This window comes from Paenibacillus sp. LHD-38 (genome assembly GCF_031157315.1).
Classification (GTDB): Bacteria; Bacillota; Bacilli; order Paenibacillales; family Paenibacillaceae; genus Pristimantibacillus.
The window spans coordinates 17,716-41,509 of record NZ_JAVIFU010000029.1 but is presented as its reverse complement, the minus strand read 5'-3'; the positions used below and the strand labels follow the sequence as shown (position 1 = coordinate 41,509).

General features: G+C 47.7%; 16 protein-coding genes and 1 pseudogene. 7 read left to right on the top strand and 10 right to left on the bottom strand.

All coding sequences use genetic code 11. From position 1 onward, the window contains the following. Positions 1 to 2: 2 nt before the first annotated feature. Both RCO25_RS22320 and RCO25_RS22315 read right to left on the bottom strand, forming a co-directional pair. Positions 3 to 3,392 (bottom strand): tubulin-like doman-containing protein, encoded by a 3,390-nt coding sequence (locus tag RCO25_RS22320; protein ID WP_308998328.1) that lies wholly within the window; start codon positions 3,390 to 3,392, stop codon positions 3 to 5. A gap of 24 nt (positions 3,393 to 3,416) precedes the next feature. Then, entirely contained in the window at positions 3,417 to 5,195 is a 1,779-nt protein-coding gene (locus RCO25_RS22315) for a vWA domain-containing protein (RefSeq protein ID WP_308998327.1), read from the bottom strand. A 151-nt stretch (positions 5,196 to 5,346) separates the two neighbouring features. Here RCO25_RS22315 and RCO25_RS22310 point away from each other — a divergent pair, with 151 nt between their 5' ends. From RCO25_RS22310 to RCO25_RS35145, 4 genes and pseudogenes are all read left to right on the top strand, one after another. Next, positions 5,347 to 5,502, top strand: a complete 156-nt coding sequence (locus RCO25_RS22310; RefSeq protein ID WP_308998326.1) for a hypothetical protein — start codon at positions 5,347 to 5,349, stop codon at positions 5,500 to 5,502. Beyond that, complete coding sequence (locus RCO25_RS22305; protein ID WP_308998325.1) at positions 5,499 to 6,452, top strand: hypothetical protein; 954 nt, start codon at positions 5,499 to 5,501, stop codon at positions 6,450 to 6,452. Before RCO25_RS22310 ends, RCO25_RS22305 begins: the two co-directional genes overlap by 4 nt. A gap of 333 nt (positions 6,453 to 6,785) precedes the next feature. Continuing rightward, positions 6,786 to 7,157 (top strand): hypothetical protein, encoded by a 372-nt coding sequence (locus RCO25_RS22300; RefSeq protein WP_308998324.1) that lies wholly within the window; start codon positions 6,786 to 6,788, stop codon positions 7,155 to 7,157. A gap of 649 nt (positions 7,158 to 7,806) precedes the next feature. Then, a pseudogene (locus RCO25_RS35145) lies at positions 7,807 to 8,462 on the top strand (transposase); the annotation flags it as partial. A gap of 127 nt (positions 8,463 to 8,589) precedes the next feature. On the opposite strand, the gene nasC reads toward RCO25_RS35145, so the two are convergent. From nasC to RCO25_RS22260, 6 genes are all read right to left on the bottom strand, one after another. Next, positions 8,590 to 10,731, bottom strand: coding sequence for an assimilatory nitrate reductase catalytic subunit NasC (gene nasC / locus RCO25_RS22285; protein ID WP_483874719.1), 2,142 nt, complete (start codon positions 10,729 to 10,731; stop codon positions 8,590 to 8,592). A 4-nt stretch (positions 10,732 to 10,735) separates the two neighbouring features. After that, a complete protein-coding gene (nirB, locus tag RCO25_RS22280) occupies positions 10,736 to 13,102 on the bottom strand; it encodes a nitrite reductase large subunit NirB (RefSeq protein ID WP_308998322.1) in 2,367 nt (788 codons plus the stop codon). A gap of 99 nt (positions 13,103 to 13,201) precedes the next feature. After that, positions 13,202 to 14,380 (bottom strand): MFS transporter, encoded by a 1,179-nt coding sequence (locus RCO25_RS22275; protein WP_308998359.1) that lies wholly within the window; start codon positions 14,378 to 14,380, stop codon positions 13,202 to 13,204. A 32-nt stretch (positions 14,381 to 14,412) separates the two neighbouring features. Continuing rightward, positions 14,413 to 14,748, bottom strand: coding sequence for a nitrite reductase small subunit NirD (gene nirD / locus RCO25_RS22270; RefSeq protein ID WP_308998321.1), 336 nt, complete (start codon positions 14,746 to 14,748; stop codon positions 14,413 to 14,415). A 16-nt stretch (positions 14,749 to 14,764) separates the two neighbouring features. Further along, positions 14,765 to 17,182, bottom strand: a complete 2,418-nt coding sequence (gene nirB, locus RCO25_RS22265) for a nitrite reductase large subunit NirB (protein ID WP_308998320.1) — start codon at positions 17,180 to 17,182, stop codon at positions 14,765 to 14,767. Positions 17,183 to 17,796: 614 nt separating this feature from the next. Next, on the bottom strand, positions 17,797 to 17,934 hold the full coding sequence (locus tag RCO25_RS22260; protein ID WP_308998319.1) for a hypothetical protein: 138 nt from the start codon (positions 17,932 to 17,934) through the stop codon (positions 17,797 to 17,799). A 349-nt stretch (positions 17,935 to 18,283) separates the two neighbouring features. Here RCO25_RS22260 and RCO25_RS22255 point away from each other — a divergent pair, with 349 nt between their 5' ends. After that, complete coding sequence (locus RCO25_RS22255) at positions 18,284 to 18,442, top strand: hypothetical protein (protein WP_308998318.1); 159 nt, start codon at positions 18,284 to 18,286, stop codon at positions 18,440 to 18,442. Between the two features lie 202 nt (positions 18,443 to 18,644). Further along, positions 18,645 to 19,442, top strand: coding sequence for a DUF2935 domain-containing protein (locus RCO25_RS22250; RefSeq protein WP_308998317.1), 798 nt, complete (start codon positions 18,645 to 18,647; stop codon positions 19,440 to 19,442). A gap of 123 nt (positions 19,443 to 19,565) precedes the next feature. Here RCO25_RS22250 and RCO25_RS22245 read toward each other — a convergent pair whose 3' ends face one another. Both RCO25_RS22245 and RCO25_RS22240 read right to left on the bottom strand, forming a co-directional pair. After that, positions 19,566 to 20,561 (bottom strand): cell wall hydrolase, encoded by a 996-nt coding sequence (locus RCO25_RS22245; protein WP_308998316.1) that lies wholly within the window; start codon positions 20,559 to 20,561, stop codon positions 19,566 to 19,568. 117 nt (positions 20,562 to 20,678) lie between these two features. Further along, the gene (locus RCO25_RS22240) at positions 20,679 to 21,686 is read right to left on the bottom strand and encodes a glycoside hydrolase family 43 protein (RefSeq protein WP_308998315.1); all 1,008 of its coding nucleotides are present in this window, start codon (positions 21,684 to 21,686) and stop codon (positions 20,679 to 20,681) included. Between the two features lie 314 nt (positions 21,687 to 22,000). Here RCO25_RS22240 and RCO25_RS22235 point away from each other — a divergent pair, with 314 nt between their 5' ends. Further along, positions 22,001 to 23,683, top strand: coding sequence for a ribonuclease J (locus RCO25_RS22235; protein ID WP_308998358.1), 1,683 nt, complete (start codon positions 22,001 to 22,003; stop codon positions 23,681 to 23,683). Positions 23,684 to 23,794 lie beyond the last annotated feature (111 nt).

The window sequence follows — 23,794 nt, the reverse complement described above, 5'->3', positions numbered from 1 at the left end:
CTCTATTTCAACTTTCTTCTGATTTCATTTAGTTTTGAAGTCATTTCTTTATAGAACCGGTGCAGCTCCTCGCCGTTTGCCAGCTCTACTTTCTCGTATTCGAGCCGCTCGCGCGCATCTAGGAATACGCCGAACAGCTCCTCCAGCTTGTTCAGCAAAAGGGTGGTGTCCTCCGTCGCTGTCAATTCCGTTACTCTGCGCGCCGCTTTGCGCATAAGCGTGCTGCGGCTCTTCTCATCAAGGCGGCGGAAGCTCTCAAACACCTCATGCTCGACATAGCTGCTGCTCTTCATTAAATTAGCGAAGGGAGACCATGCGTCCTCCTCGGGATCACGGTCATATACGTAAAGCGCACCCTTCTTGCAGATCGTATCCGTGTACAGAGCCTCGATAAATTGTTCAAGCCATTTCTCCTCGCCCTGATGGAGAAGCAGCAGCTGCTCAAGCTCGTATGCCTTGGCCGATATCGACTCGTATTTCGCTAATTCCTCGCGAACAAGCCTTAGCTGCTCCGGAGAGCGGATCAGGTTTTCCTGCGCCAGCTCCTCTGTAAAGCTTCCGAATATATCTTTTGTCGATTGAAGCTCCAATCCTTCGGAAAGGAGGCGTTTAAGCTCGTTTAAGGCTCTTTTAACCTCGCCTAAATTCGGCTTGGCCGCATCCAGCTGCATATTGAAAGGCTTTAATAGATCAGCAAGCTGGAAAGGCTTCGTGTAGCGAACCTCATAACGGCTGCTCGTATTATGGTCGATGCCCTTTTCCGAAATAATACGGAAGCTCTCCGCTTTGGCAAATTCAGCGCGAACCCTTGCGTTATAGCTTTGAACGCGCGGATTGACGTACGTATCTCCCCATGACTTTTCCGGGATTGGAGACGGCAGGTACGTCCAGTTGTTGCGATCGGTTTGCACCAAATGGCGCCCGATGCCTTCCTTATCCAAAATCGTCCGTTCGTAGCTTTCCTCATATACCTTGAGCGGCGTATAGACGAACAGAGGTACACCGTTTCTTGTATTCAGCCAGAAAATCCGGTTTTTGACTTCGCTTTCCTTGATCGTGAAATGGGATTTGCCGATCGAGTTATTTTGATAGTTGCGAATGCCTCGCAAAATGCTAGGCGCCTGCACAGGTACCGAAACGAATCCCCATGACGGCACATGCAAATTGCCGGAGCTGTTGCTGAGATGGAATACAGGCACTGCTTCTTCATCCAGCTTGCTCGCAATATGGCGCTCGACAAACTTCTCAATCGACTCGTCATTCCCGTACTTCATAACGAGAAACTCTTCCATCGATTTCGTAATGAGGTCGCCGAATTTATCGGTCAGAAATTCCGAGATCGAGCTGACGATATCGATTTCCTGCTCCTTCACCCATAGGTTGGAATGGTCAAGCAGCTCCTGCGTAAAGTCCCGAATCAGATCGTCGCCATCCTTCTTATCCATTAAACGGCTGATGACATCGGAAATATCAGGCACTCCGACGATATTCCAATAATACGTTTTGTTCCCTTTATGATCAGCCTGCTCTTCGCCGTTCGTGAGCAGATCCCCGTTTTTGGCAAAGATGGAATTCAACACGTTTAATATTTCGCTGAACACGTTGTAGATCCGGTTGTTCTCATTGTTGAGCAGCTGATGCAAATCCTCGTAAAATTCGATTAATTGCTCCATGCGCTCCACGTCGGCATGCAGCCAGTACTCATTGATTTTCGCTTCAATATAGTTGTTTTTCTTCTTGTCTTTCGATACGAACGCGCTCTTCGCGTCGCCCATGCGTTCTTCGGCTTGCTCCCTGGCCGCTTCGATTTCTCTTGGAAGCCGCAGCAATCCCTCGCGAAGCGTCTCTATGTAAGAGAGCAGCATCTTCAGCAAGCAGAAGCCTTTCTCTGTATATAAGAGACGGGATACATAGAACGGTCCCTGCTCCGGATGCAGGAACATACGGCGAATTTGATCGGTAAATTGGCCGACGATTTCACCCGGTAACTGTTTTTTCGCCTTAATGTATTCCTCTCTCGCACGGGCAAGAAAGTTTTGCTCCAGCTCGGTATCCATGTTCACCGCTTGCAGCTTCACCACGTTGTTGTAGCTTAGGCGCTCGCTGTTCTCAAATCCGGGAAGCGGCTCCGGCACGCGTGAATCGAAAGTCTTCATCATCGTTTCGAGGTCGATGCCCAGCTTGCGCGCAAACTTCTCCACATCATCCTGCGATGGCGCCTTCTCGAACATTTTGTCCATCTTGTTAAAGAGCCGGTAGGCCAAATAAGTCGTCATTTCCTCGATGGGCAGCACGGCCGAAGAAGCCCCGATAATGTTATAGTCGTAGTTAGCCGGATACATCTTGTTCATTTGGGCGATGTTCGTCCGGATGTTGCTGATATAGTCATGAATGGCGAATTCCTCGCCGGATTGTTTTTCCTCGCTTGAAATAAAGTTCGTAATGTTCTCAGCCGTTACGTTCATGCAGTAATCGTAAGCATTCTCGAGCAGCTTGCCCTCCGCATTGGTCGCAGAGATGAGATGGCATAGATTAAACGGCGGAAGCGGCGAATTAACAGATAAAATGCTGCCGTACTGCTGCTTGAACCGCTCTCCCCTGCCGTCAACGTTCATCCAATAGTCCAATTCCTTCAGTGCCGCATAGCCGTTCTTCTTAATGTACTCGCGCGTATGGTCGCTCAAGCTTTTGTTCGCAAGGTTAATATCCGGCGTGAAAAGGTAACCCAGCGTGTTCACCCGGTCGATCCCTGCAGCCCCGTGGTCGCGCTCGATAATGCCTCTGACGATATATGAAATATCAAGGAAGCAGCCGCTGCCCGTTCCGCCCGATAAGCCGGTGAGCAGAAATACCATCAGCTTCTTGTTCGTGCCGACGGAAAGCGTCTTGATTTTTTTGTCGATGCTTTGAACGACTTGGTTGATCTTCGTAAACAGCAGCAGCCGCCCAGCTTGGCGTACGCCTGCCGCGCCGTTCATCCCATCGGTGATGCTTAGCTCCGGGGACAGCCAATCCGTAATATACGGCTCCAAAATACTGCGGTTTTGCAGCAGCCCTCCGACCTCGGCATTGGACAGCAGCACGAATTCATTGATCGGGTCGAGACCGATGCCTATATACTTTTTATTGCGATCCTGTTCATTCGTTTCGAAAGCAAGAAACTCTACGTTGTCGGGCTTGTCACGCTTTCTCTTCGAGACCGGATCCTCCGGCAGCTTAAAGCGGCGGTTAATCTGGTATTTGAGGCGCAGCAAAGCGTCAATGCCGGTGCCTCCAAGTCCAATAATCAAAATCGGGTTATCGATGGTATCTACCCGGATTTTCTCGCTGACAATGCCTCCGCCCAGCGAAACGTCGAGCTGCTGTATATGTTCTCTAACGATTGGTTTCATTGTTTGTTCCCTCCACGGCTCTATTTAAACGAGATATTCGATAAAGATCGTTTTATCCACTTGCTTTAGCGAAACCGTAATGCGGTCTCCGCTCTTCATTTCAAACTCACGAGTCGCATCGATCGCCCGACCCGATTTCTCGATTGTACATGAGGAAGCGTTTTGCAGCGTGATGCGGTCGTTGCTGCCTGGTTTAAAAACGACTTTCTCCGTTTCCTTCAACTCTGGTGCCAGCTGTAACAGTTGATGAAGCATCAGCTTGCCCTTGAAGACGGACAGCTTCTTGTACTGCGGCGATGTTTTGTCACCTGTATTCTCATCCCGAATTTCAATGACGAGCTGGCCGACAAAACCGCGGTTCGCTTTTTTCAGAAGGCGCATGATGAAATACGCCGCTGCAAGCAATGCCGCTAATCCTAATGCACCTATTATGACTGGCACAGTAGGGAATGGCTTCTTTGCTTCATCTGCAGGCGGAGCCGGTGCTGTCTGACCCGTTCCTCCTGCCTTAGCCGTAATCGTTACCGCATCGGTTTCACGGAAGAAGCTTTCCTCCTCCGCCTTTACTTTGATCTCATAGTCGTGCTCGTCTTCAATTTTGTACGATCCTTCAAAATGATCGCCCACATTTTCAATCGGCACTTCCTTGGTTGTACCCGTGTCCAAATCTTTAACGAGCAAAACCGCGCTCATGTTGCTGTACTGTGCTTCATCCTTAAGCTTCTGTCCGCCGCTGACTAAGTAAGAGCTGAATTTAACGGAATCGCCCTTCGAGTAGGCGGTTTTGGCAAGCGGGTCCAATGCCAAGCTCAAATCATAGTTAAAGATAAGATTGATGTCGATTTTATCGCGATTCACGCCTTTTACCTGCAGCGTCCAATCGCCCTCGACCGGCTTTAGCAGCTTAATCAAGGAATAGCTCTTCGACTTTGACAGCAGGATCTCATTCGATGGAATGGCAACGGCATTGCCGGATGGGTCAACCAGCTTAGCTTCGACAGGCTGCGAAGACATGATGGAAATGTTCGCTTCCAATACATTCGAGTTGGGAACGTTAATTTTCACGTTTTGAAAACTTCCGTCCGCTGTAATCGAATCAACAGGTACCACGTTCAAGTCGAGATGGCTGGCAAAAATCTCGCTCAGGATCTGCGGCAGATCATCCGCCGAGTTGGTCGAGAACGATTTGCCCCCGGTCAGATCCGCAAGCTCGGCCAATGCTTCCTTGTTTAATTTTCCGTCCGCATTCAGCCCGATCGTGTAGATCGGTACATCGTTGTCATTCGCTTCTTTAATGGCTTTCTCCATTTCGGCGTCGGACTGGGCCTTAGTGCGGCCTGAATCTTCATTAAAGTCGTTATTGCCGTCAGCCAGCAAAATAATCATCGGCTCATGGCCAGGATCAGCTCCGTCATCCAATATTTGCACGGCTTCCTTTACTCCGACTGATACATCGGTGTAGGCGCTGCGGTTCAATTGGTCGATGAAGCCCTTTAAATTCTCTTTATCCGCTGAAGACTGGATTTCAAGCAGCGCTTTCTCACGCTGAATCTCATCGGTATAGGCTACGATTCCGACCCGATCGCCCTGTGTCGAGAGCATGTCGATGAACATCTTCATCGCTTCGTTCCCGATTTTGCCCGGGTCGCTTGCGCTCATTGAATTACTGACATCGAGCACCAGCACCGCATCGATTTGAGAAGCCCCCTGGGCAGCATTCGCTGTGGAATAGCTGCCGAATGGCAGCAGCAGAACGGCGGAAGCGAATATTAGTTGACGTGAAAATCGTTTAAGTCGATTCATATTTGTACTCCTTTGTAATGGGACGAACGGATCTATCCTGATAGTCCAATAGTCACTGTTAGTCACTGCTTCCAGTAAAATGGTATACTATTAATTAAGTATACCTGATAGGTTTTCAGAAATCACTTTTACTGTAAGAGAGGAACAGCACATGGTTACATACGTCTGTCTCGGGCTAGTGTTTCTTTTTGTCATGATCAGCATCTTCAGCTACCGCTCGCGCCGGAGAAGGGCCCCGTCTCCAGAGCAGCTGAATAAGCTTGTCTTATCTATTTTAAAAAGCAGCGGGCAGCGTGATCGCGAATGATGAAAAAGCTGCCGATACTGCTTACCCCTTATATTAAAACACGCTATCCTTACGATAAGCTTAAAATTTGCCGGCACTGCAGACATTTTACTGTACTCGGCGAAACGGAATGTCCTGTATGCGGTAAATCCGCCCTGCAAAAGGTGGAAGAATTGGCTGCCTCCACGCTGCGGCGGTCGCTGTGGGGATCACGGCTCACCGTACTGCTCATTACGGCTATCGGTCTAGTAATGAGCGGTTCAACGATGCAGACTATACTGCTCGCTATAGGAGGCACGGCGCTACTCGCTCTATTATGGACGATGCAGAGACGGTCGACCCCTGCACTTTTGCGCTTAGAACTTGAAAAATTATTTCACAGGGAGGCTTATCCCCTCATAGCCGGTCTTGCCAATGACCGGGAAACGGCCATAAAAGTGTTTCATAGCGGCGATAAACCGCTCGCCTATGAGATGCTGCGGGAAATCGGCGCTCTCGTTCATACCGACCAGCTTCGGATCGAGCAGATTTTACTGCTTCAATCGTTCGTGCTGCGCAAGGACATGGACCTTATGCTGGAACCGCTGCTTATGGACCATTTTGATCCCGATCTTGTCGAATATATCGGCGAACTCGCAAAGATCAGGCGTGACCTGCTGAAGGAAAATACTTTCCGTTATATTTTGCTTCATGAAGGCCATATTCTGAAAATGGAGCATGGCGAAAGCATACTAGTCGGCGTTGCCGGCGCCGCAGTCCGGATGAAGCGGTACCTTACGCTCTATCCTTATTTAATTATGCGATATGCACGCAAGCTTCCCAAAGACCGTTTTCTGCGGCTTTACCGAATCATTGAGAGCAGCCCGAAATCAAGCTTCGGACCTTTATACGAAGAGGTTATGAGCATTTACAACGAGAGATATAAATGGGATGAGGACTTTCTTCCTGCCCATAAAGAACGGGGCGTTTAGGCGGATTCGAGCAAAATTGGCGATAACGGAAGATCCGAGAAACCGGAAGACGAACACTTTGATCAAAGTGTTCGTCTTCCGGTTTTTTTGGTATCCGGGATTGTATTATTACCCTATCAATTAGACTAATGATACTGGAAGATTGTTACTGTAGCAAACACACAAACAAGCTGCTAAAACGAAACATATCTTAAAATATACTCAGACGTGAGTCTGTGTTCGGAATACGTATACCCTCCTCTTGATGGTCTGAAAATAGCTGTTTTGATTTTTACGAGCCTTCTTTAGGAGACTAGCTTATGAATCGTCAAAATACTACTGGAGAAAAGGAATGTGGTAGAAGTGAAGAAAATGAAAAGAGTCCGTACAAGTGAATTTCTTCCTGCTGAAAGTGAGCCATTAAGTGGTCCCGACCTGACGGAACCAGCAGACCTTTCCTATTCGCAATCGATAGAACGAGAAAACACGGCATCGTCACGACTCGGCGGGATTGACGGAATCATGTCAATAATGGGAAAGGTCCAGCAATTTTGGGGTATCTTTCAACAGATCCAGCCGGCTTTCAAGATGGTAGGTTCATTAATGGGCACGAAAGCATTTGTATCTAGCATGCCTAGCAAGAAAACAAGAATGAAAAATAAATATTCCCGCAAAAAAGCACGAGTCGCAACAATTGGACGGCTTAAGACGAAGAGCAGGGCATAAAGAAATTACTATCGGACACATAAACCTATTCATTTTTTCGCAGTGCGCAAAAAGGAGCTGTCTCAAAAGGTCTGAAGACCCGAGAGACAGCCCTTTTTTCAATATATAAGAATTTATAAGTTTTCACTTATAAATGTGCTTATATATCTCCGCGAAACGACAGCTTTTGCCACAGAGGGCGGCGACAGCCGTTTACGCTTGTGAAAACAAATGGTTTCTTGGTGATTTGGCGTTGTTGCCGAGCGGCATACGGAGGCGTCGATTTAAGTTTGAGCATGCGGCGATTGCTGCAGCAACGCGGTCGATTTCTATCGGGTGTAATGGGGTTCTCAGTCTAAATGTTTTTTGAAAATTTTTGGACGTACGGTCTTGCAGAAGCTAAGAGTAATAAAAGTACGGTCAGAGTTCTACGTTGTAGTTTCTGCAATGTATGGACAAAAAACGAGTAGGATCGAGGTGTACAATGCAGTTTCTGCAATGGGAGTGCCTATTTTTGAGCGATTAGGAACGTGTGGTGTCAATTCTGCTGTAGTAAATGCATTGCAGCTAAAATAAAGAAGCGTATTCCGTAATTCTGCTGCAGAAACTGCAGTGTACTGGAGCGGCTGGCGGCTAAGAGGATGCCCTGGATTTGCGAGACTAAAGCCTTACGGATACACGATGCTTGAAACCGCATTTAGAGAAATTGAAAGCCGCACTTGGAAAACTGCCGGGAACAATCATCGCAGATGCTGGATAGGGCGGAGAAGAGAACTCGGCTTATCTAGAACAGGAAGAGCTTGAGGCGTTGGTCAAATCCAGCACGTATCATAAGGAAAAACCGATGAAATGGCAAACGGACATCAGTAAGCTTGACAATGGGCATTACGACGAGGAGGAAATACGTGGACATGCGCGAATGGCCAGAAACTTGTCTTTCACTATGAAAGTAAAGATACAACAGAAAGTGGATTTGAAATCCGACATCGTCATTACCGCAGTGTGAGCTGTGAAGGGTGCCCCATCAAACCCGCTTGTACGAAGGCGCAAGGCGACCGAGAGGTTCGAGTGAGTCTAAGATACATGCGTTACAAGCAGCAGGTGCGGGAAAAGCTGCGCAGCGAGGAAGGTTATGCGCTGTCGGTGAGACGAATGATTGAACCCGAAAGTGTATTCGGGCAGATGAAGAATAACCGGGGATTCCGGCGGTTCCTGCTTCGCGGCTTGCCAAAAGTAAGCCTAGGGGTCGGGTGGCTTTCGCTTGCCCATAATCTACTTAAGCAAGCAGCCATAGACCAGAACAGAAAAATAGCGCTACAGGAATAGCCCACTGCAGCGCTATTTTTTTTATGTTTTCCAACATTTCTGTTCAAAGCGAGCTATCTCTCCAGCGAGCTTACTACTTTTGGGACAACCCCTTCCGCTGTTTAACACTCAAAGATTGTTGACTATTTTATACGGACTCTACAAGGGGCCTTGCGTTAACCGCACATACTTTAAACCCAGGCATTCTGCATGTCGGATCAAGCGCTTGATTCGTAATTTTGTTAACATTTTGAATATCGCCCCAATGCATGGGCACGAATACCGTATCCTCGCGGATCTCCCTCGTCAGCTTGCTGCGGACTACGATGCCTCCCCGCTTCGATTCCAGCCGTATTAAAGAGTCATCCTCGATCCGGTACTTTTGGGCCGTCGCCGGATGGATTTCCATAAAGGATTCAAAGCTGCGCGCCGCCAGCGTATGGCTTCTCCGGGTTTGAACACCTGTCAAATAATGCGAGAGCACCCGACCGGTTGTCAAATACAGAGGAAACTCTCCGCTAACCTGCTCGGCGGGAAAATGATTTTCTACCGCAATCAGATCCGCCTTGCCGCCCGGATGCGCAAACGACGTTTCGAATAATCGTTTTTCACCTGGATGGTCCAGGCTTGGGCAAGGCCAATAAACGCCTTCTTCCTTCCGCAGCCGGTCATAGGTGATGCCATAATAATCAGCAATCCCTCCGCGGCTCGCAACACGAAGCTCCTCGAAGATTTGTTCCGCCGCTGTGTAGGAGAAATACGATTCTTTCCCAAGCGTTTCTGCAATGCTGCACAGGATCTCCCAATCATGCTTCACTTCATCTAAAACAACACGACTAGCCTCCCGCAATAGGACACGGCCTTCCAGGTTGGTTAACGTGCCTTCATTCTCCAAATACGAGGACGTAGGCAATATCAAATCCGCCATTCTTGCCGTTTCCGAGAGAAACATGTCCGCTACCACAAGGAACTGCAGCTTACGCAGCCCCTCTTCCACAAAGTTGGCGTTCGGATTGGATACGATCGGATTAGAGCCCATGACGAACAGCGCACGTATCTCCTCTTCATGGACTTTTTCCATCATTTCATAAGCAGAGACGCCTTTTCCCGGCAATTCATCAGGCTGCACGCCCCATACCTCTGCGATATAGGCACGATCTGCCGGATTTTCAATCGATCGGTAGCCAGGAAGCTGATCAGCCTTTTGTCCGTGCTCCCTGCCCCCTTGACCGTTTCCTTGTCCGGTAATCGCACCGTAACCGCAGCCTTCTTTCCCTATTTTCCCGGTAATCAACGCCATATTTAGGAAATTACGCACAGCCATGTACCCATCTGTCTGCTGCTCTACTCCCCTTGCGGTAAACACCATACCGGTTGCTGCTTTGCCGAATGCTTCAGCAGCCCCGCGAATTTGCTCCAGCGGAACTCCTGTCATCTCTGCGATATCGTTTAAGTCAACGTTCGCTAGATGCTCCTTTAGCTCGCCAAAACCATTGGTCCGTTCCTTCGCAAAGCCTTCATCCACATAACCATCGTCTACGATCACTTTTAACATGCCGTTGACTAAAGCGGCATCCATCCCCGGCTTCACCTTTAAATGCAAATCCGCCAGTTCGGTCGTACCCGTATTTCTAGGATCAATCGCTATGATGAAAGCCCCATTCTCCTTCGCCCTCGTAAAATAAGGCATGAGCGTAGGCTGGCATTCCGCAATATTCGTCCCAGCCAAAATGATGCACCGTGCGAGCGGAATATCCGACAACTGGTTGGTCAAGCCGCGGTCAATTCCAAAAGCCTTATTGCCTGCCGACGCCGCCGCAGACATACAAAACCGCCCATTATAATCGATATATTTGGTTCGCAGCGCGACCCGCGCGAACTTCCCGAGCAAATAAGCGGATTCATTGGTAAGAGATCCGCCGCCGTATACCCCAATCGCATCACTTCCGTACTGCTGCTCCAATTGCGTGAAATTGGAATGAATCAGCCTGTAGGCCTCCTCCCAGCTGACCCTTACGAATTCCCCATCCACTTTGGCCATCGGATAAGCAAGACGTTCACTGCTTAAGGCATGCTGGTATGCATTCATCCCTTTGATGCACAACCGCCCTTCTGAAGCGGCGTTTGGCTTCGGAAGAACGGTATAGGTATTCCGCTTCTCGCCGAAATGCTCCACGATCTGCATCTTGCACTGCACGCTGCAAAAAGGACACTGCGTATCCATGACATGATCATGTCCGGCAGCAGCTTCGAATTCCGTATTGTCGGTTATCACCTTTAATGGTTTCATCTGATCACCTTGTCACTGCAGCTGTCGACTGCTGATTTGCTTGCTCTGGCGAAGCTGAAAGCTCCTCCTCCATGCGGCTTCCTAATAATTGCAAGAGAAACGGATCGAATAACGCTTCCCTGATTTGCAGCAGGCTCATTCGTTCAATCCATTGCGACATCCGTTCCGCGTAGTGTCCGGTTTCTCTGTAATACTGAAGGAAAGCAGCCGCAAGCGTCAGCAGCTCCTCGTCCGTCGCGGCCGTGCACAGCAGTTGACCCGGCTTTACCTGCCGTTCACCGCTGCCGCCTACATACATTTCCCAGCCGCCCGGCACCCCAACGATTCCGATATCCTTCGTGAGCGAACCCGCGCGGTTATGGGGACTGGCCGATACGCCAATCCTTATTTCTTGCGGCAATTGCACCCGCTCCAGCTTCTTCTCCAAGGCGATACCGAGAGAGATAGAATCCTGCATCGCATCTGCCGCATAACTGATACCGCTGCATGATCCGACTGTACTCACGCTCTTCCCGTACACGGGTCCGCTAATCAGCATTCCCAAATCCGACTTGACGTTAGAGACATCGGCTGCTGCTATACCAAGCAGCCCAAGCTGCGGCCCTTCCAGCAGCTTCACAAGAGGAATGCCGTATTTCTCTACAATGTCCGCGATTTGTCTCAGCTGCTCCGGTGTCGTTATGCCACCATACATTTTCGGCGTAACCGCATAAGTCCCGTCGGCTTGGATGCCTATTGGCTCACCTGCGACCGTAGTTGGTGCGGCTGTTCCATGAACACCTAAATAATAATCCAGCGCGGGACGGCAAACTTCACACCCTGCATCCGTTTGCCAATCAAAAGCGGTCATGATCTCAGCCGTATCAACAAAACGACGGTTCTGAATTTCAATCATAAGCTCATCATGGCTAAATGTTGTGCAGGCGCAGACCGTTTCTTTCTCTACGGTCTGGCCGAGGCCGTGACGGTGCACATAATCCAAAATGCTGCTGACCATCGTTTTGCAGCTGCCGCAGGAGCTGGATGCTTTCGTGCATTTTTTCACTTCATCGACCGTTTGCAAGCCATGCTCCCCAATAGCCTGCATAATAGTCCCTTTGGAAACCCCATTGCAGGAGCAGACCAGTTCCTTATCGGACATGGCCGCGATTGCGGCTTCCCCGGCTTCCTGTCCGCGAGCCCCATTCATTTCCTTCTCATAGACGGAGATATCCGTCTGCTGCTTGATCATCCCTAAGAGCTTCGTACCCTCGCTGATGTCTCCAAACAGAACCGCACCGACAATTTTATTATCGCGTATGACAATTTTTTTGTAGGTGCTGCGGATACCGTCGATCCACTTCAACGACTTCACTTCGTCGCTGTCCATAAATTCACCGGCCGAGAATACATCGACGCCCGAAACCTTCAGCTGGGTCGCCAGCACCGAACCGTGGTAACCTTCATTTTCCAATCCGCATAAGGTTTTTGCGAGCACCTTCCCTTGCTCATAGAGCGGTGCCACTAAACCGTATACAATGCCGCGATGCTCCGCGCATTCTCCTACCGCATATACATTCGGTACACTCGTCTGCATAAAATCGTTGACGACGATAGCGCGGTTCGTTTCGATCTTTCCATCCTTAGCCAGCTGCACGTTAGGTCTGACGCCGACAGCCATGACAAGCAGGTCGGCATCCGTTTTCGTACCGTCCTTGAACTTTAGCCCAACCACGCGGCTCCGTCCGATAATCTCTTCCGATTGCTTCTCAAGCAAAAAGCGCATTCCTTGCTTTTCGAGCTCTGTCTGAAGCATTTTGGCAGCTGTTCGGTCAAGCTGTCTTTCCATAATACTGTCAAAAATATGAACGACATCCACCTTCATGCCGAGGTTTAATAACCCCCTTGCAGCTTCTAGGCCCAGCAAACCTCCGCCGATGACGACAGCTTTTCCATAGCTTTTCGAGGTTTCAACCATCGTTTCACAATCGCGGATATCCCGAAAGGCTGTAACGCCCTGTTTATTCGCGCCTGGCAAAGGCAGCATAAAAGGCAAGGAACCCGTAGCGAAGATAAGCTCGTCGTATTTGACGCTCTTCCCGGACTCGGTAACGATTTTCTTGCGCTCAATATCGACATTCGTTACCGTTTCGTTCGTAAAAAGCTGAATATGATTGTCTTCATACCACTGCCAGTCATTGATCGTAATATCTTGTATGGTGGTGTCACCCTGAAGCACCTTCGACAACAAAATACGGTTATAGTTGGGATGAGGCTCTTTGCCGAAGATCGTAATTTCAAAAGCATCCCGATCGATATTTAATATTTCTTCGACACAGCGAACGCCCGCCATCCCGTTTCCGATCACAACTAATTTTTTTTTCGCCATCATTAAACCTCCAATTAGAATGAAACGACTGCACTGTCCTTTTAGAAGAACAGTTCCGTTCGCATCTCCGGTTTTCCGGCACGCGCTGCAGGCACCGGGCAGCTACGCAGAGTACTCCATGCCTTGCTGAATTCCCGTTCGTTTCGGCTTCAGTGCGGAGTAATTAAGGATTAAGCATGCCAGGGCGAATATGACCATAAAAATAAAGCCTAAATTGTATTGGCCAGTCGCGTCTTTGACGATACCGAGTACAATCGGCGGAAAAAATCCGCCGATGCCTCCTGCAGCGCCAACTATTCCAGTAACCGCTCCTGTATTTCCGGTAGATACTTCCGGCACCATTTTGAACACGGCGCCGTTTCCTAATCCAAGAAGCAAAGAAATCAACAAACATAAAAAGCTGAAAGTAACGAAATGATCAAGCGTTATGAACAAGACAAGCGCGGCAGCAAGTATTCCAGAAAAGACAAACGTTAGTATCTTCTTGCTGCCGAACCGGTCTGCCAAATAGCCGCCCGCCGGCCGAATCAACGTAGCCGCCAAGACGAAACCGGCGGTTCTAAGACCAGCGTCAAAAGCGCTCAGCTGAAATAGATCTTTAAGGAGGGTAGGCAAGTAAACGCTGAAGGCAACGAAACCGCCAAAAGTCAGAAAATAAAAGAAGGACAAACGCCAAGTTGCTTTCTCCTTCATAACGGACAAGGATTGTTTCAAGGTTTTGGGTTCGGCCGGCTTTGGCGCATCCTTGGTAAAGGAATAGAACACCAATGCCATAACCGCTATCCCGATTGCAAGGCCAAAAAACACCCAAGAAATGCCGTACGTTGTTGAGATAGAGGGAATCAGGAAATTCGCTCCTGCGCCCCCCAAATTGCCAAGGCCGGCAATGCCTAATATAAAACCTTGGCTTTGCGGCGGGTACCATCTTGAGACAAAAGTTAAAGAAATAGCAAACGTGGTGCCCGCCATGCCGATAAACAGGGCGCAGATCAACAACCAAACATATGAATCAGCGAATCCGGCCGCAACCATTGGCAGAATTAAGAACAGCATCGTCAGCGTGAATACTTTTCTGCCGCCATGGCGGTCAGTTAGAATACCCATCGGAATCCGCATGATCGATCCGAGCAAAACGGGGGTTGCAATCAAAATGCTCTTTTCCAGCGTACTCAGGTTAAAAAGTTCCTGAATCTGCCCTGCAATAGGCGGAAATACCGACCAAATCATGAATGATACGGTCATCGCGACCGTTGAATAGATGAGTGCTTTTGTTTGATTCATTGCCATATGTCCAATCTCCCCGAATGATTTCCTTAGGATGCTTTATAAGCCGTCTCTTCCACATACAGAAATAGATCGCCGCTTTCAGGGTCTGCTTCCACCTTAAAGGAAACGACACAGCCCTCATCCGGATCTTGAACCTGTCCGTCCTTCAAATTTATTTTCCAATCATGCAGCGGACAAAAAACATGATGGTCGCATACGATTCCTTCGGAAAGCTTGCCGCCTTTATGTGGACATTTATTTTCAATCGCTTTTATTTCACCGTTCGAAAGCTTGAACAAAGCAATTTCCAGATCTCCGATGGAGATTACTCTTGAGCGCATGCTCTCAATTTCCGAAATATGACCGATTTTAACTTGTTTCATGCTGATGACACCCTTTCTAGTTCATTGTGGGAATAGGTAGATTTTCGAATGTTGTGCGCAATTTATCAGTTTCCACAATTTCTTTCCATGGATCTTGTGTCAGGCTGAGCGCAAGTTCAATCCGCTCGACGAGTGCCAATCGGTCTTCTTTCTTCTCCAAGGCAGCTTTAATCGTATCCAGGCCGACTCTTTCAAGCCATTCCGCCGTACGTTCGTTATATTTGCCGGTTTCACGGTAATACTGCATGTATGCTCCCGTCCATTCCAGAACCTCTTCCTCCGTCTTCACCTTAACGAGCAGGTCGGTGACTCTTACTTTCGTACCGCCGTTTCCGCCGACATGAATTTCCCATCCGCCGTCAATTGCAACGACGCCAAAATCCTTGATCGTCGCTTCCGCACAGTTACGAGGGCAGCCAGATACGGCCATCTTAAATTTCGCCGGTGTGCTCAAACGTTCGAAGCGTTTCTCCATTTCGATACCCATGGCCATCGAATCCTGCGTTCCGAATCTGCAGAACGTCGATCCTACGCATGTTTTAACCGTACGAAGCGTTTTACCGTATGCGTAACCCGACGGCATGTCAAGATCCGTCCACATCGAAGGCAAGTCTTCCTTCTTAACGCCCAGAAGGTCGATCCGCTGTCCGCCTGTAATTTTTACTAGCGGCACTTCATATTTCACCGCTACTTCGGCAATTTTCTTCAGATCCTGCGGTGTCGTTACCCCGCCGTAAATTCTCGGAACAACAGAGTACGTGCCGTCCTTCTGAATATTGGCATGATTTCTTTCGTTAACGAATCTCGATGCACGCTCGTCTTCGTGCTCCTCCGGCCACACCATGCCGAGGTAGTAGTTCAAGGCCGGACGGCATTTGGAGCAGCCTTCCGGATTGTTCCAATTTAGTACGTGCATAACTTCCTTCGAAGTCGTTAATCTCATTTCACGGATACCGTCAACCACTTCATCACGGCTAAGCGTTGTACAACCGCAAATGCCTTCCTTGACCGTTTTCACGCCGTCCGCGCCAAGCACATACGTCAGCACATCTGCAATTAGCGGTTTACAGCCACCACAGGAAGCGGAAGCTTTCGTGCACGCTTTAATATCATTAACGCTCGTGCATCCTTTTTCATTGATCGCCGTTACAACTGCGCCTTTGGAAACACCGTTACATCCGCAAACAATTTCATCATCGCTCATCGAGGCAATCAAATCAGCGTTGGAAGGAGCCGATCCGCCCGAGCCGAGCAAAATTTCTTTTTCTTTCCCCGTAACATCCTCACCGCTGCGGATCATGGAGAACAGGCGCGCGCCGTCACTTATATCACCGAACAGTACAGAGCCGACAACCTTGCCGCCTCGAATGACGACTTTCTTGTATACGCCGCCGAACTCATCCTGCACACGAACAGCGCGTGTATCAACATCATCCAAGTATTGACCCGCCGAGAACACATCCACACCCGAAACCTTCAGCTTCGTAGAAACGACGGAACCGTGATAGCCGTCCGTTTCTAGGCCCGCCAATTTCTTTGCAAGCACGGCGGCTTGCTCGTACAATGGTGCGACTAGTCCGTACGAAATGCCGCGGTGCTCCACGCATTCGCCAACCGAGTAAACATTCGGAATATTCGTTTCCATGAAATCGTTGACGAGAATACCGCGGTTAACTTCTATGCCGCTCTTCTTAGCCATCGCCATGTTAGGTTTAATGCCGACTGCCATAACGAGAAGATCTGCAAGCTCTTCGGAGCCGTCCGTAAATCTTAGACCCGTTACCCGCTCTTTCCCTAAAATCTTCTCTGTATGTTTGCCGAGAAGGAATTTCATACCTTGCTCCTGAAGTTCCTTCTGCAGCATGATCCCAGCCGTTTCGTCCAGCTGTCTGTTCATCAGAATTTTGTTGCTATGAATGACGGACACTTCCATATTTAGATTCAGCAGTCCCCGCGCTGCTTCTAGTCCCAGCAAGCCGCCGCCGATAACAACCGCTTTTTTGTACTTTTTCGCCGTCTCCATCATCGTTTCGCAATCTTTAATGTCGCGGAATGCGATAACGCCTTTTTTGTCCGCACCTGGCAGCGGAAGCATGAAAGGCAGCGAGCCGGTTGCAATAATGACATCATCGTAAGGTACTTTAATGCCGCTTTCGGTGCTTACGATCTTGCGTTTCGTGTCGATGTTGCTTACCGTATGCCCAGCGTGGAGAATAATGTTGTTTTCTCTGTACCAGTCCCAACTATTGATAACAATATCATTCATATCCGCGTCGCCTGCCAGAACAGATGACAGCATGATTCGATTATAGTTCGGATGAGGTTCGCTTCCGAAGATGGTAATGTCATACCGGTTCGGGACCAGCTTCAAAATCTGCTCGATACAATTCACACCCGCCATACCGTTACCTATCAAAACCAGCTTCTTCTTCATCCCATTCACACTCCTAAATAGTTAAGCATTCATAAATCTGATCATCAATCGTTAAGATAAGCTATCAATTTCGCGTCATGTATACTCACATAAAATTACTTAACACTAATTTACCGCATTTTGCTGAATATCTCAATGGTTTTTTGTGAGGTAATTTAACATTTGTAACAAAATAGCGTATGAAAACGTTTTTATATTCACAATTGTTCGTTTTTTGTCCATTTTCGATCCGTTAATACGTCTAGAATTGTATATTCTATCCAGTGAATACGAAGTCATAGCGTTTAATTTTTCGGCGTGTTAATTTACTTCACACATTTAATGACCGATCTTCTAGAGAAAAGCTGCTCATTATCATTCCCGTGCAAAAATTCGCGGAACTTTTATTTGAACAAGCGTAAACGGCTGTCGCCGTCCTCAGTGGCAAAAGCTATCGTTTCGCGGAGATATATAAGCACATTTATAAGTGAAAACTTATAAATTCTTATATAACAAAAAAAAGTGTTCCCTTGTGTAGGAAACACCTTTTTCTCATTCCCGAACCTTCGGCTTTGGACTTCCATTAAATTTTGGTTATTGACTTATAACTCTAGCAGCGTTCAGAAACAAATAGATTATACGGAAGGTTTAGTGGACTTCCAGTACTGTTCGTTCCCTACAAATGCCTCGTTTAGCTTGCTTACACAATCATCTTCTACCTTATTATAATTAGTCACAGTCAGCATTCCTGCAATAATGAATAACAATCTCATCTAAACCACTCCTCATCAAATGTTGTTTAAACTATACGCTGCGTCAAAATATATGACACTTAAATCTAGTTGTTATCTAGCGGAATTGTTTATATGTCACATAATATAACACGACAGCTTTAGAGTCAATTCATGGGAAGCGCAAATGCTATTCGGTTTTTTTATGGAGATGTTCATTTATTCTAATAAAGACCACAACCTAACATGTCTGCGGCAGACTCCATCGGGAAGCAAGGAAACTCATTAAAAGGATGACTAGGCTGCTATCATTACGGAACAAACGTCCAAACACAAAGCACTGCCCTTACATAATCTACAGGGTACTCAGAACTTTGGGAGGTGAATGGTAATGAGTGGTTTTATTGGTGGGGCTAATAACAGTGTTGGCATGATCCTTGTATTGTTCATCTTGTTGGTAATTATAGCGTGCAGCTGCGGTATTTTTGGAGGCGGTTGCGGTTATGGTGTCGGCGGCGTTGGTGCAGGCGGATACGGCAAAGGCTATTAATCCATCACATCAATATCGCAGCGTATGCTCACAGCTCGGTACACGCATTAACCATTGTTAATCATAGCAGCAGGTTGTCGAGACATTCTCGGCAGCCTTTTACATACGAATAAAACATCTTTAACTCTGTCAGAAGAAGCATATGGAAAAGTCTCCTTTCATACATTATTTGAAGTATGATCACTCAAAGGAGATGTTGCTATTGTCAGATCCGTTTGTAGCACGATCTTTAGAAGAAGTAAGATTTTGGTCGCGGATTATGAAGGAGCATTCCTTATTTTTAAAGTTGGGATTCCGGTGTGAAGATACTCAGCTGATAAATGAAGCTAACCAGTTCTATGCGATTTTTGAAGCGATAGAGAATAAAGCCAATGCTTTTACAATGGGAACCGATCCCGTCGTAATAAGAAGATTTAATGAAGAAGTCCATACCGCCGTATCCTATATTTGGGTTTTCAAGAGAAAGGTTCTTGGTTTAATACTGACATGCCAGCTTCCAGGCGCAAATAACTTTCCGTTATTAGTTGATCATGTGAGCAGGGAAGCCAATTATTTCCGGAATCGGTTATCGGAATTAAATCAAGGAAGATTGGAGCCGCTGCCTGACGCAATCATTGACGAGAATGTATTTTTCCTGCGGATCATGGCCGACCATGCCAAATTTATTAGTCACCTGCTTGACCCATCGGAACGGAAGCTGGTAGAGCAGGCCAATAACTTCAGCCAAGAATTTGACCAACTGCTGTTTCAAGCAAAAGATTTGGATTCCATGCGTCCTCAGTCACAAACCGTCCCTCTCCTTGACCAATTTCTTGATCAAAATAAGGTTTCCGTTAAATCGCTTCGTGACTTCAAGAAAACCGCGCGAGACTTAATTGAAGCCTGTCGAATTAAGAGCATCATTCATCCGTTACTGGCGGATCATGTGTTTAGGGAAGCCGAACATTTCCTGGTCATCATTGATATGTTCGAAGGGAGCCTTACGGGTAAAACCGGTTGATGATCCAGCTCTAGCCGGGCTGTTAAATGAAAAAAGGCCACGTTCTATGACGTGGCCCATTTTGTATTTCATTCTGCGGTCAAAAAAAAGCCCGCTATGGCCTTATGGCCATAACGGACTTACCTATTTCGCAAAACTATGATGGCCGATCGTCGCAATGACATCCAGGCTGGACCAAAACGATCCTTTGGAAACATTGGGATTGTAGAAATAAACCGCATTCCCGACGTTGTTTTTCCCATTCAAAGCATCCTTGGCGGCGCGCAGCACGCTTGCGTTAGGTTTGCTCTTATCCAACAGACCATTATGGGCTGGAGGGAACTGTTTCCCTGAATAAATGACGTCGCGTACCGTATCCGGAAAGTTTGCATCCTTCACTCTGTTTAATATCACATTGGCTAAGGCTAGCTGCCCCTCATAGGATTCATAGCCGGCTTCAACCATCGTAATCTTGGCAAGCAGCATAAGATCCGATTCCGTGAACGGTTTTGCCGCCTTATCGAAGATAGAAGGAATAACTACCTTAAGCTTCGTTCCCGGTTTAATTGTCACCTTGCTATCCAAACCGTTCCGCTTCAACAGCTCAGGCTTGCTGCTGCCAAATTCCATGCTGATTTCATCCAATCCGTACTCTTCCGATATTACGGCTGGCTGCACCGCTGTTAGTTCGATAACATCTGAATCTTTATTCCATTGCACATTTGCGTGCAGTAATTCCGACAACTGGCGCAGAGGAACGTAAAACCTACCGCCCTTCAAGATCGGAGCCGTATCCATCAGGTATCGTCCATTGTTGAAATAAACGGTGGGTACTCCGTTACCCAGCACGATGGTATCGCCCAATGCCGTATGTATCGTTACTTCCTCATTTACACTATCCCAGCTTGAGTTTGCCCCGAATAATGCAGCAATTCGAGCCATTGGCAAATACAATCTTCCATCCTGGATAAAAGCAGGATCGCTCAACTTAACCATTTCACCGTTAAGTTTTATCTTCGCATCACTCGCAGCCGCAGCTTCCCCCGCGGAGACAATGGACATCGGTCCGTTACAAAGCAGAAACAAAACCAATGCTGCTGCGATAATAAGCCTTCTAACCGGATTGCCTTTTCTGTTCATGTGTACCTCCCAGCTCATCATGTTAGCGTAAACTACCAACAATCATCTTCTGGGCAAAATTATAACACAGCTAAATGTGCTTTTAGGATTAACATTTTCAAAGAATTAATCGCGAGCCTATTTACTTTGATCACCAGCAAGGTCGAATTTTGGCGATTTAACGATGAAAGAATCGCCGGTATCCGTCATTTCAAACAGCTTGCATCTGGACTCGGGCATACGGAAAGGAGAGTGAAGAATAAGCATCCAATCTCCTTCGAACGTTTGAAACAGCATGCCATGCCCGCTATCGTCGAAAACGAGCGGCGCGAGCTGCTCCCAAGGTCCTTCCAATTTATCGGTTACGGATCGCGCAATCGTTTGTACGTAATTCCCCTTTTCGTACGTAGACCAGAGCATGATCAGACGGTCACCGCTCGTCCGGTACAATTGGCATCCATCCGTCACAAATACCTTTTCGGCTCCGGCACTCGGTTGCTCCCCATTGTCCCACGGCGCGTCGGATCCGCTAAACAAATGAATCGGTTCCGAGGCACAGCCGGTGAGGTCATCCTTCAAATGTACCGCATCTACTGTACCGTCAGCCGTTTGAACCCATTCGTGGCAGTACACCATCCAAGGATTGCCTTCATCATCGATATGCAGCGTGCCGTCGAGCGTCATCAAATGCTCGGTTACAATCGGGGCATCCGGTTTGACTAATTCGAACGGTCCATCAAGTGAGTCCGAGACAGCAATGACGGTTCCGCGCCAATGGAGAGGGTAGCCGCCATGCCCCTCTCCTTCCAATGGTCTTTCGTTATTATGGAGCGTTACAAACAAATAGTAGCGTCCGCCGTAAGCATGTACTTCCGGCGCCCAAGCGCCGTGCTGAGGATTCGCCCATACACCGTCTGGGACGGTGAATACGACGAAGGGTCCTTCCCATTCCGCCAAGTCCCGGCTTTTGTAAGCCAGTACGCCGTAGCGGTCCAAACCGTGCAGCTTCGGGCTTCCGCCGGTATACAAATAATAGGTTTGCGTGGCTCCGTCTGCAACGACGAATGGATCATGGGCCGGAATGTCGGCCAGCTTATGGCCGACTTGCGGGTTAGCAGTATCAGCAGCAGCATTATATGCGTTCATATTGACCATCCCTCCAAATCAAATTTGGCTGCATAGTACCTAAACATCATATTAGCCCTTTACCGAACCTGCGGCAATCCCTTCAACAATCCGATTGCCCCTTCTTGAGTGGTGAGTGGCTATATCGAAACTACTATACACAATCATTCCCCTCCTCGTCATTCGTTTGCATTTAAATTTTTAAAATATTTTCACTACGCATTAATTAAAAATGAATATCATTCTGACAATTATGGCAAAATAATTCGAGTTTTAAGCTCGATTTTTTCTTGTAAGGCGTAATGATGCATGCACCGGAGGGACAAACAGTGAATATGAATAGCATAGAAACGGATACGGCTACACTTTCGATCTTCGCCCTAGGCGGCGTATACGAAATCGGCAAAAATATGTATGTTATTCAGTATGCCGACGATATTGTCGTCATTGATTGCGGTTCGAAATTTCCTGATGAAAGCCTTCTAGGCATAGATCTTATTGTCCCCGATATCTCCTATCTGTTAGACAATAAAGATAAAGTACGCGCTTTAGTGGTTACCCATGGCCATGAGGATCACATCGGCGGTATACCCTATATTTTAAAGCAGCTGAACATACCCCTATATGGTTCACGTCTAACACTTGGTTTAATTAAAGGAAAACTGAAAGAGCATCGTCTCAAAGAAACAACCCTGCATGAAATTAAATCTGACTCCTCGATCGAGTTAGGAATCATGAAACTTTCTTTCTTCCGAACGAACCACAGCATACCTGATTGTCTTGGTATTGTAATTGATACGCCAGAGGGTACTGTCGTTCATACCGGCGATTTCAAATTTGATCTCTCACCTTCCAATAAACAATTTCCCGATATTCACAGGATGGCGAACATTGGCGAAAAAGGGGTTCTCGCACTATTATCCGAGAGTACGAACGCCGAACGCCCTGGATTTACTCCCTCGGAGAAATTGGTCGGAGAACGTATCGAAGAGACCTTCCAGAAGGCTCAAAACAAAATTTTCTTGTCAACGTTCGCATCCAATGTTAATCGTCTGCAGCAAGTGGTTGATGCCGCAATCATCACAAACCGCAAGCTGTTGCTGCTCGGTAGAAGCATGGTCAATGTAGTGGCTATTGCGCTTGAGTTAGGGTATATCCACATACCCGATGGTATGCTGATTGAGGCAAAGGAAGCCAATGCGCTTCCGAGAGAACAAGTCGCTGTTTTGTGTACGGGAAGCCAGGGAGAGCCATTGGCAGCACTTTCCCGCCTTGCCAGCTCCACTTATCCGCATACCGAAATCTTACCCGGAGATACGGTCATTTTGGCGTCATCCCCCATCCCGGGCAATGAAAGAAACGTAGCGAGCATGCTGGATCATCTCTACCAACTTGGCGCAAACGTCATTCATGGGTCAGGTTCCGCATCAGGCATGCATGTTTCCGGTCATGGCAGCCAGGAAGAGCTTAAGCTTATGCTTACCCTAATGAAACCAAAATTCTTTGTCCCCATTCATGGGGAATACCGAATGCTGTATCAGCACCGGCTGCTCGCAGAATCCGTAGGAGTCGAATACAACAATATCTACATTTTAAATAACGGTGAAGTCCTTGATATTAAAGGCGGAAACGTTCAGCAGTTACGCAAGGTTACTGCTGGAAATACGCTTGTCGATGGACTCGGGATCGGTGACATCGGAAACATCGTTTTACGTGATCGCAAGCATCTCGCAGAGGATGGCATTCTTGTCGTCGTGATTACGCTTAGCCGAACGGAAGGAAGTATTTTATCGGGTCCCGATATCATTAGCCGCGGTTTTGTTTATGTTAGAGAATCCGAAGCCCTTTTGAGTGAAGTCGGCCAATTAGTCGTTAAGACGATCGGAGACCTTCAGGAAAATGGAAATGACGGGAAATGGTCTATCCTTAAGCATAGAGTCAAGGAATCAATCAGTAAGTACTTATATGCCAAAACAAAGAGAAGACCAATGATCCTGCCTATTATTATTGAAGTGTAGCTGACATCGCAGTTCCCCTCCCCTCTTTCAATAGAGCCGCAGGGGAACTTTTTCTTTTATCCGCGAAGCGCACCGTGATGAATTCATTGGATTGCCGTATACTTTTCCATG

Excerpts from the sequence above, each read along its gene's own strand:
- nirD (WP_308998321.1), bottom strand. The coding sequence starts at position 14,748 with ATGAAACAAGTTAAAATCGGTCATATTTCGGAAATTGAGAGCATGCGC.
- RCO25_RS22255 (WP_308998318.1), top strand. The coding sequence starts at position 18,284 with ATGAGTGGTTTTATTGGTGGGGCTAATAACAGTGTTGGCATGATCCTT.
- RCO25_RS22305 (WP_308998325.1), top strand. The coding sequence starts at position 5,499 with ATGATGAAAAAGCTGCCGATACTGCTTACCCCTTATATTAAAACACGC.
- nirB (WP_308998320.1), bottom strand. The coding sequence starts at position 17,182 with ATGAAGAAGAAGCTGGTTTTGATAGGTAACGGTATGGCGGGTGTGAAT.
- RCO25_RS22310 (WP_308998326.1), top strand. The coding sequence starts at position 5,347 with ATGGTTACATACGTCTGTCTCGGGCTAGTGTTTCTTTTTGTCATGATC.
- RCO25_RS22275 (WP_308998359.1), bottom strand. The coding sequence starts at position 14,380 with ATGAATCAAACAAAAGCACTCATCTATTCAACGGTCGCGATGACCGTA.
- RCO25_RS22320 (WP_308998328.1), bottom strand. The coding sequence starts at position 3,392 with ATGAAACCAATCGTTAGAGAACATATACAGCAGCTCGACGTTTCGCTG.
- RCO25_RS22245 (WP_308998316.1), bottom strand. The coding sequence starts at position 20,561 with ATGAACAGAAAAGGCAATCCGGTTAGAAGGCTTATTATCGCAGCAGCA.
- RCO25_RS22260 (WP_308998319.1), bottom strand. The coding sequence starts at position 17,934 with ATGAGATTGTTATTCATTATTGCAGGAATGCTGACTGTGACTAATTAT.
- nasC (WP_483874719.1), bottom strand. The coding sequence starts at position 10,731 with ATGAAACCATTAAAGGTGATAACCGACAATACGGAATTCGAAGCTGCT.
- RCO25_RS22240 (WP_308998315.1), bottom strand. The coding sequence starts at position 21,686 with ATGAACGCATATAATGCTGCTGCTGATACTGCTAACCCGCAAGTCGGC.
- RCO25_RS22315 (WP_308998327.1), bottom strand. The coding sequence starts at position 5,195 with ATGAATCGACTTAAACGATTTTCACGTCAACTAATATTCGCTTCCGCC.
- nirB (WP_308998322.1), bottom strand. The coding sequence starts at position 13,102 with ATGATGGCGAAAAAAAAATTAGTTGTGATCGGAAACGGGATGGCGGGC.
- RCO25_RS22235 (WP_308998358.1), top strand. The coding sequence starts at position 22,001 with ATGAATAGCATAGAAACGGATACGGCTACACTTTCGATCTTCGCCCTA.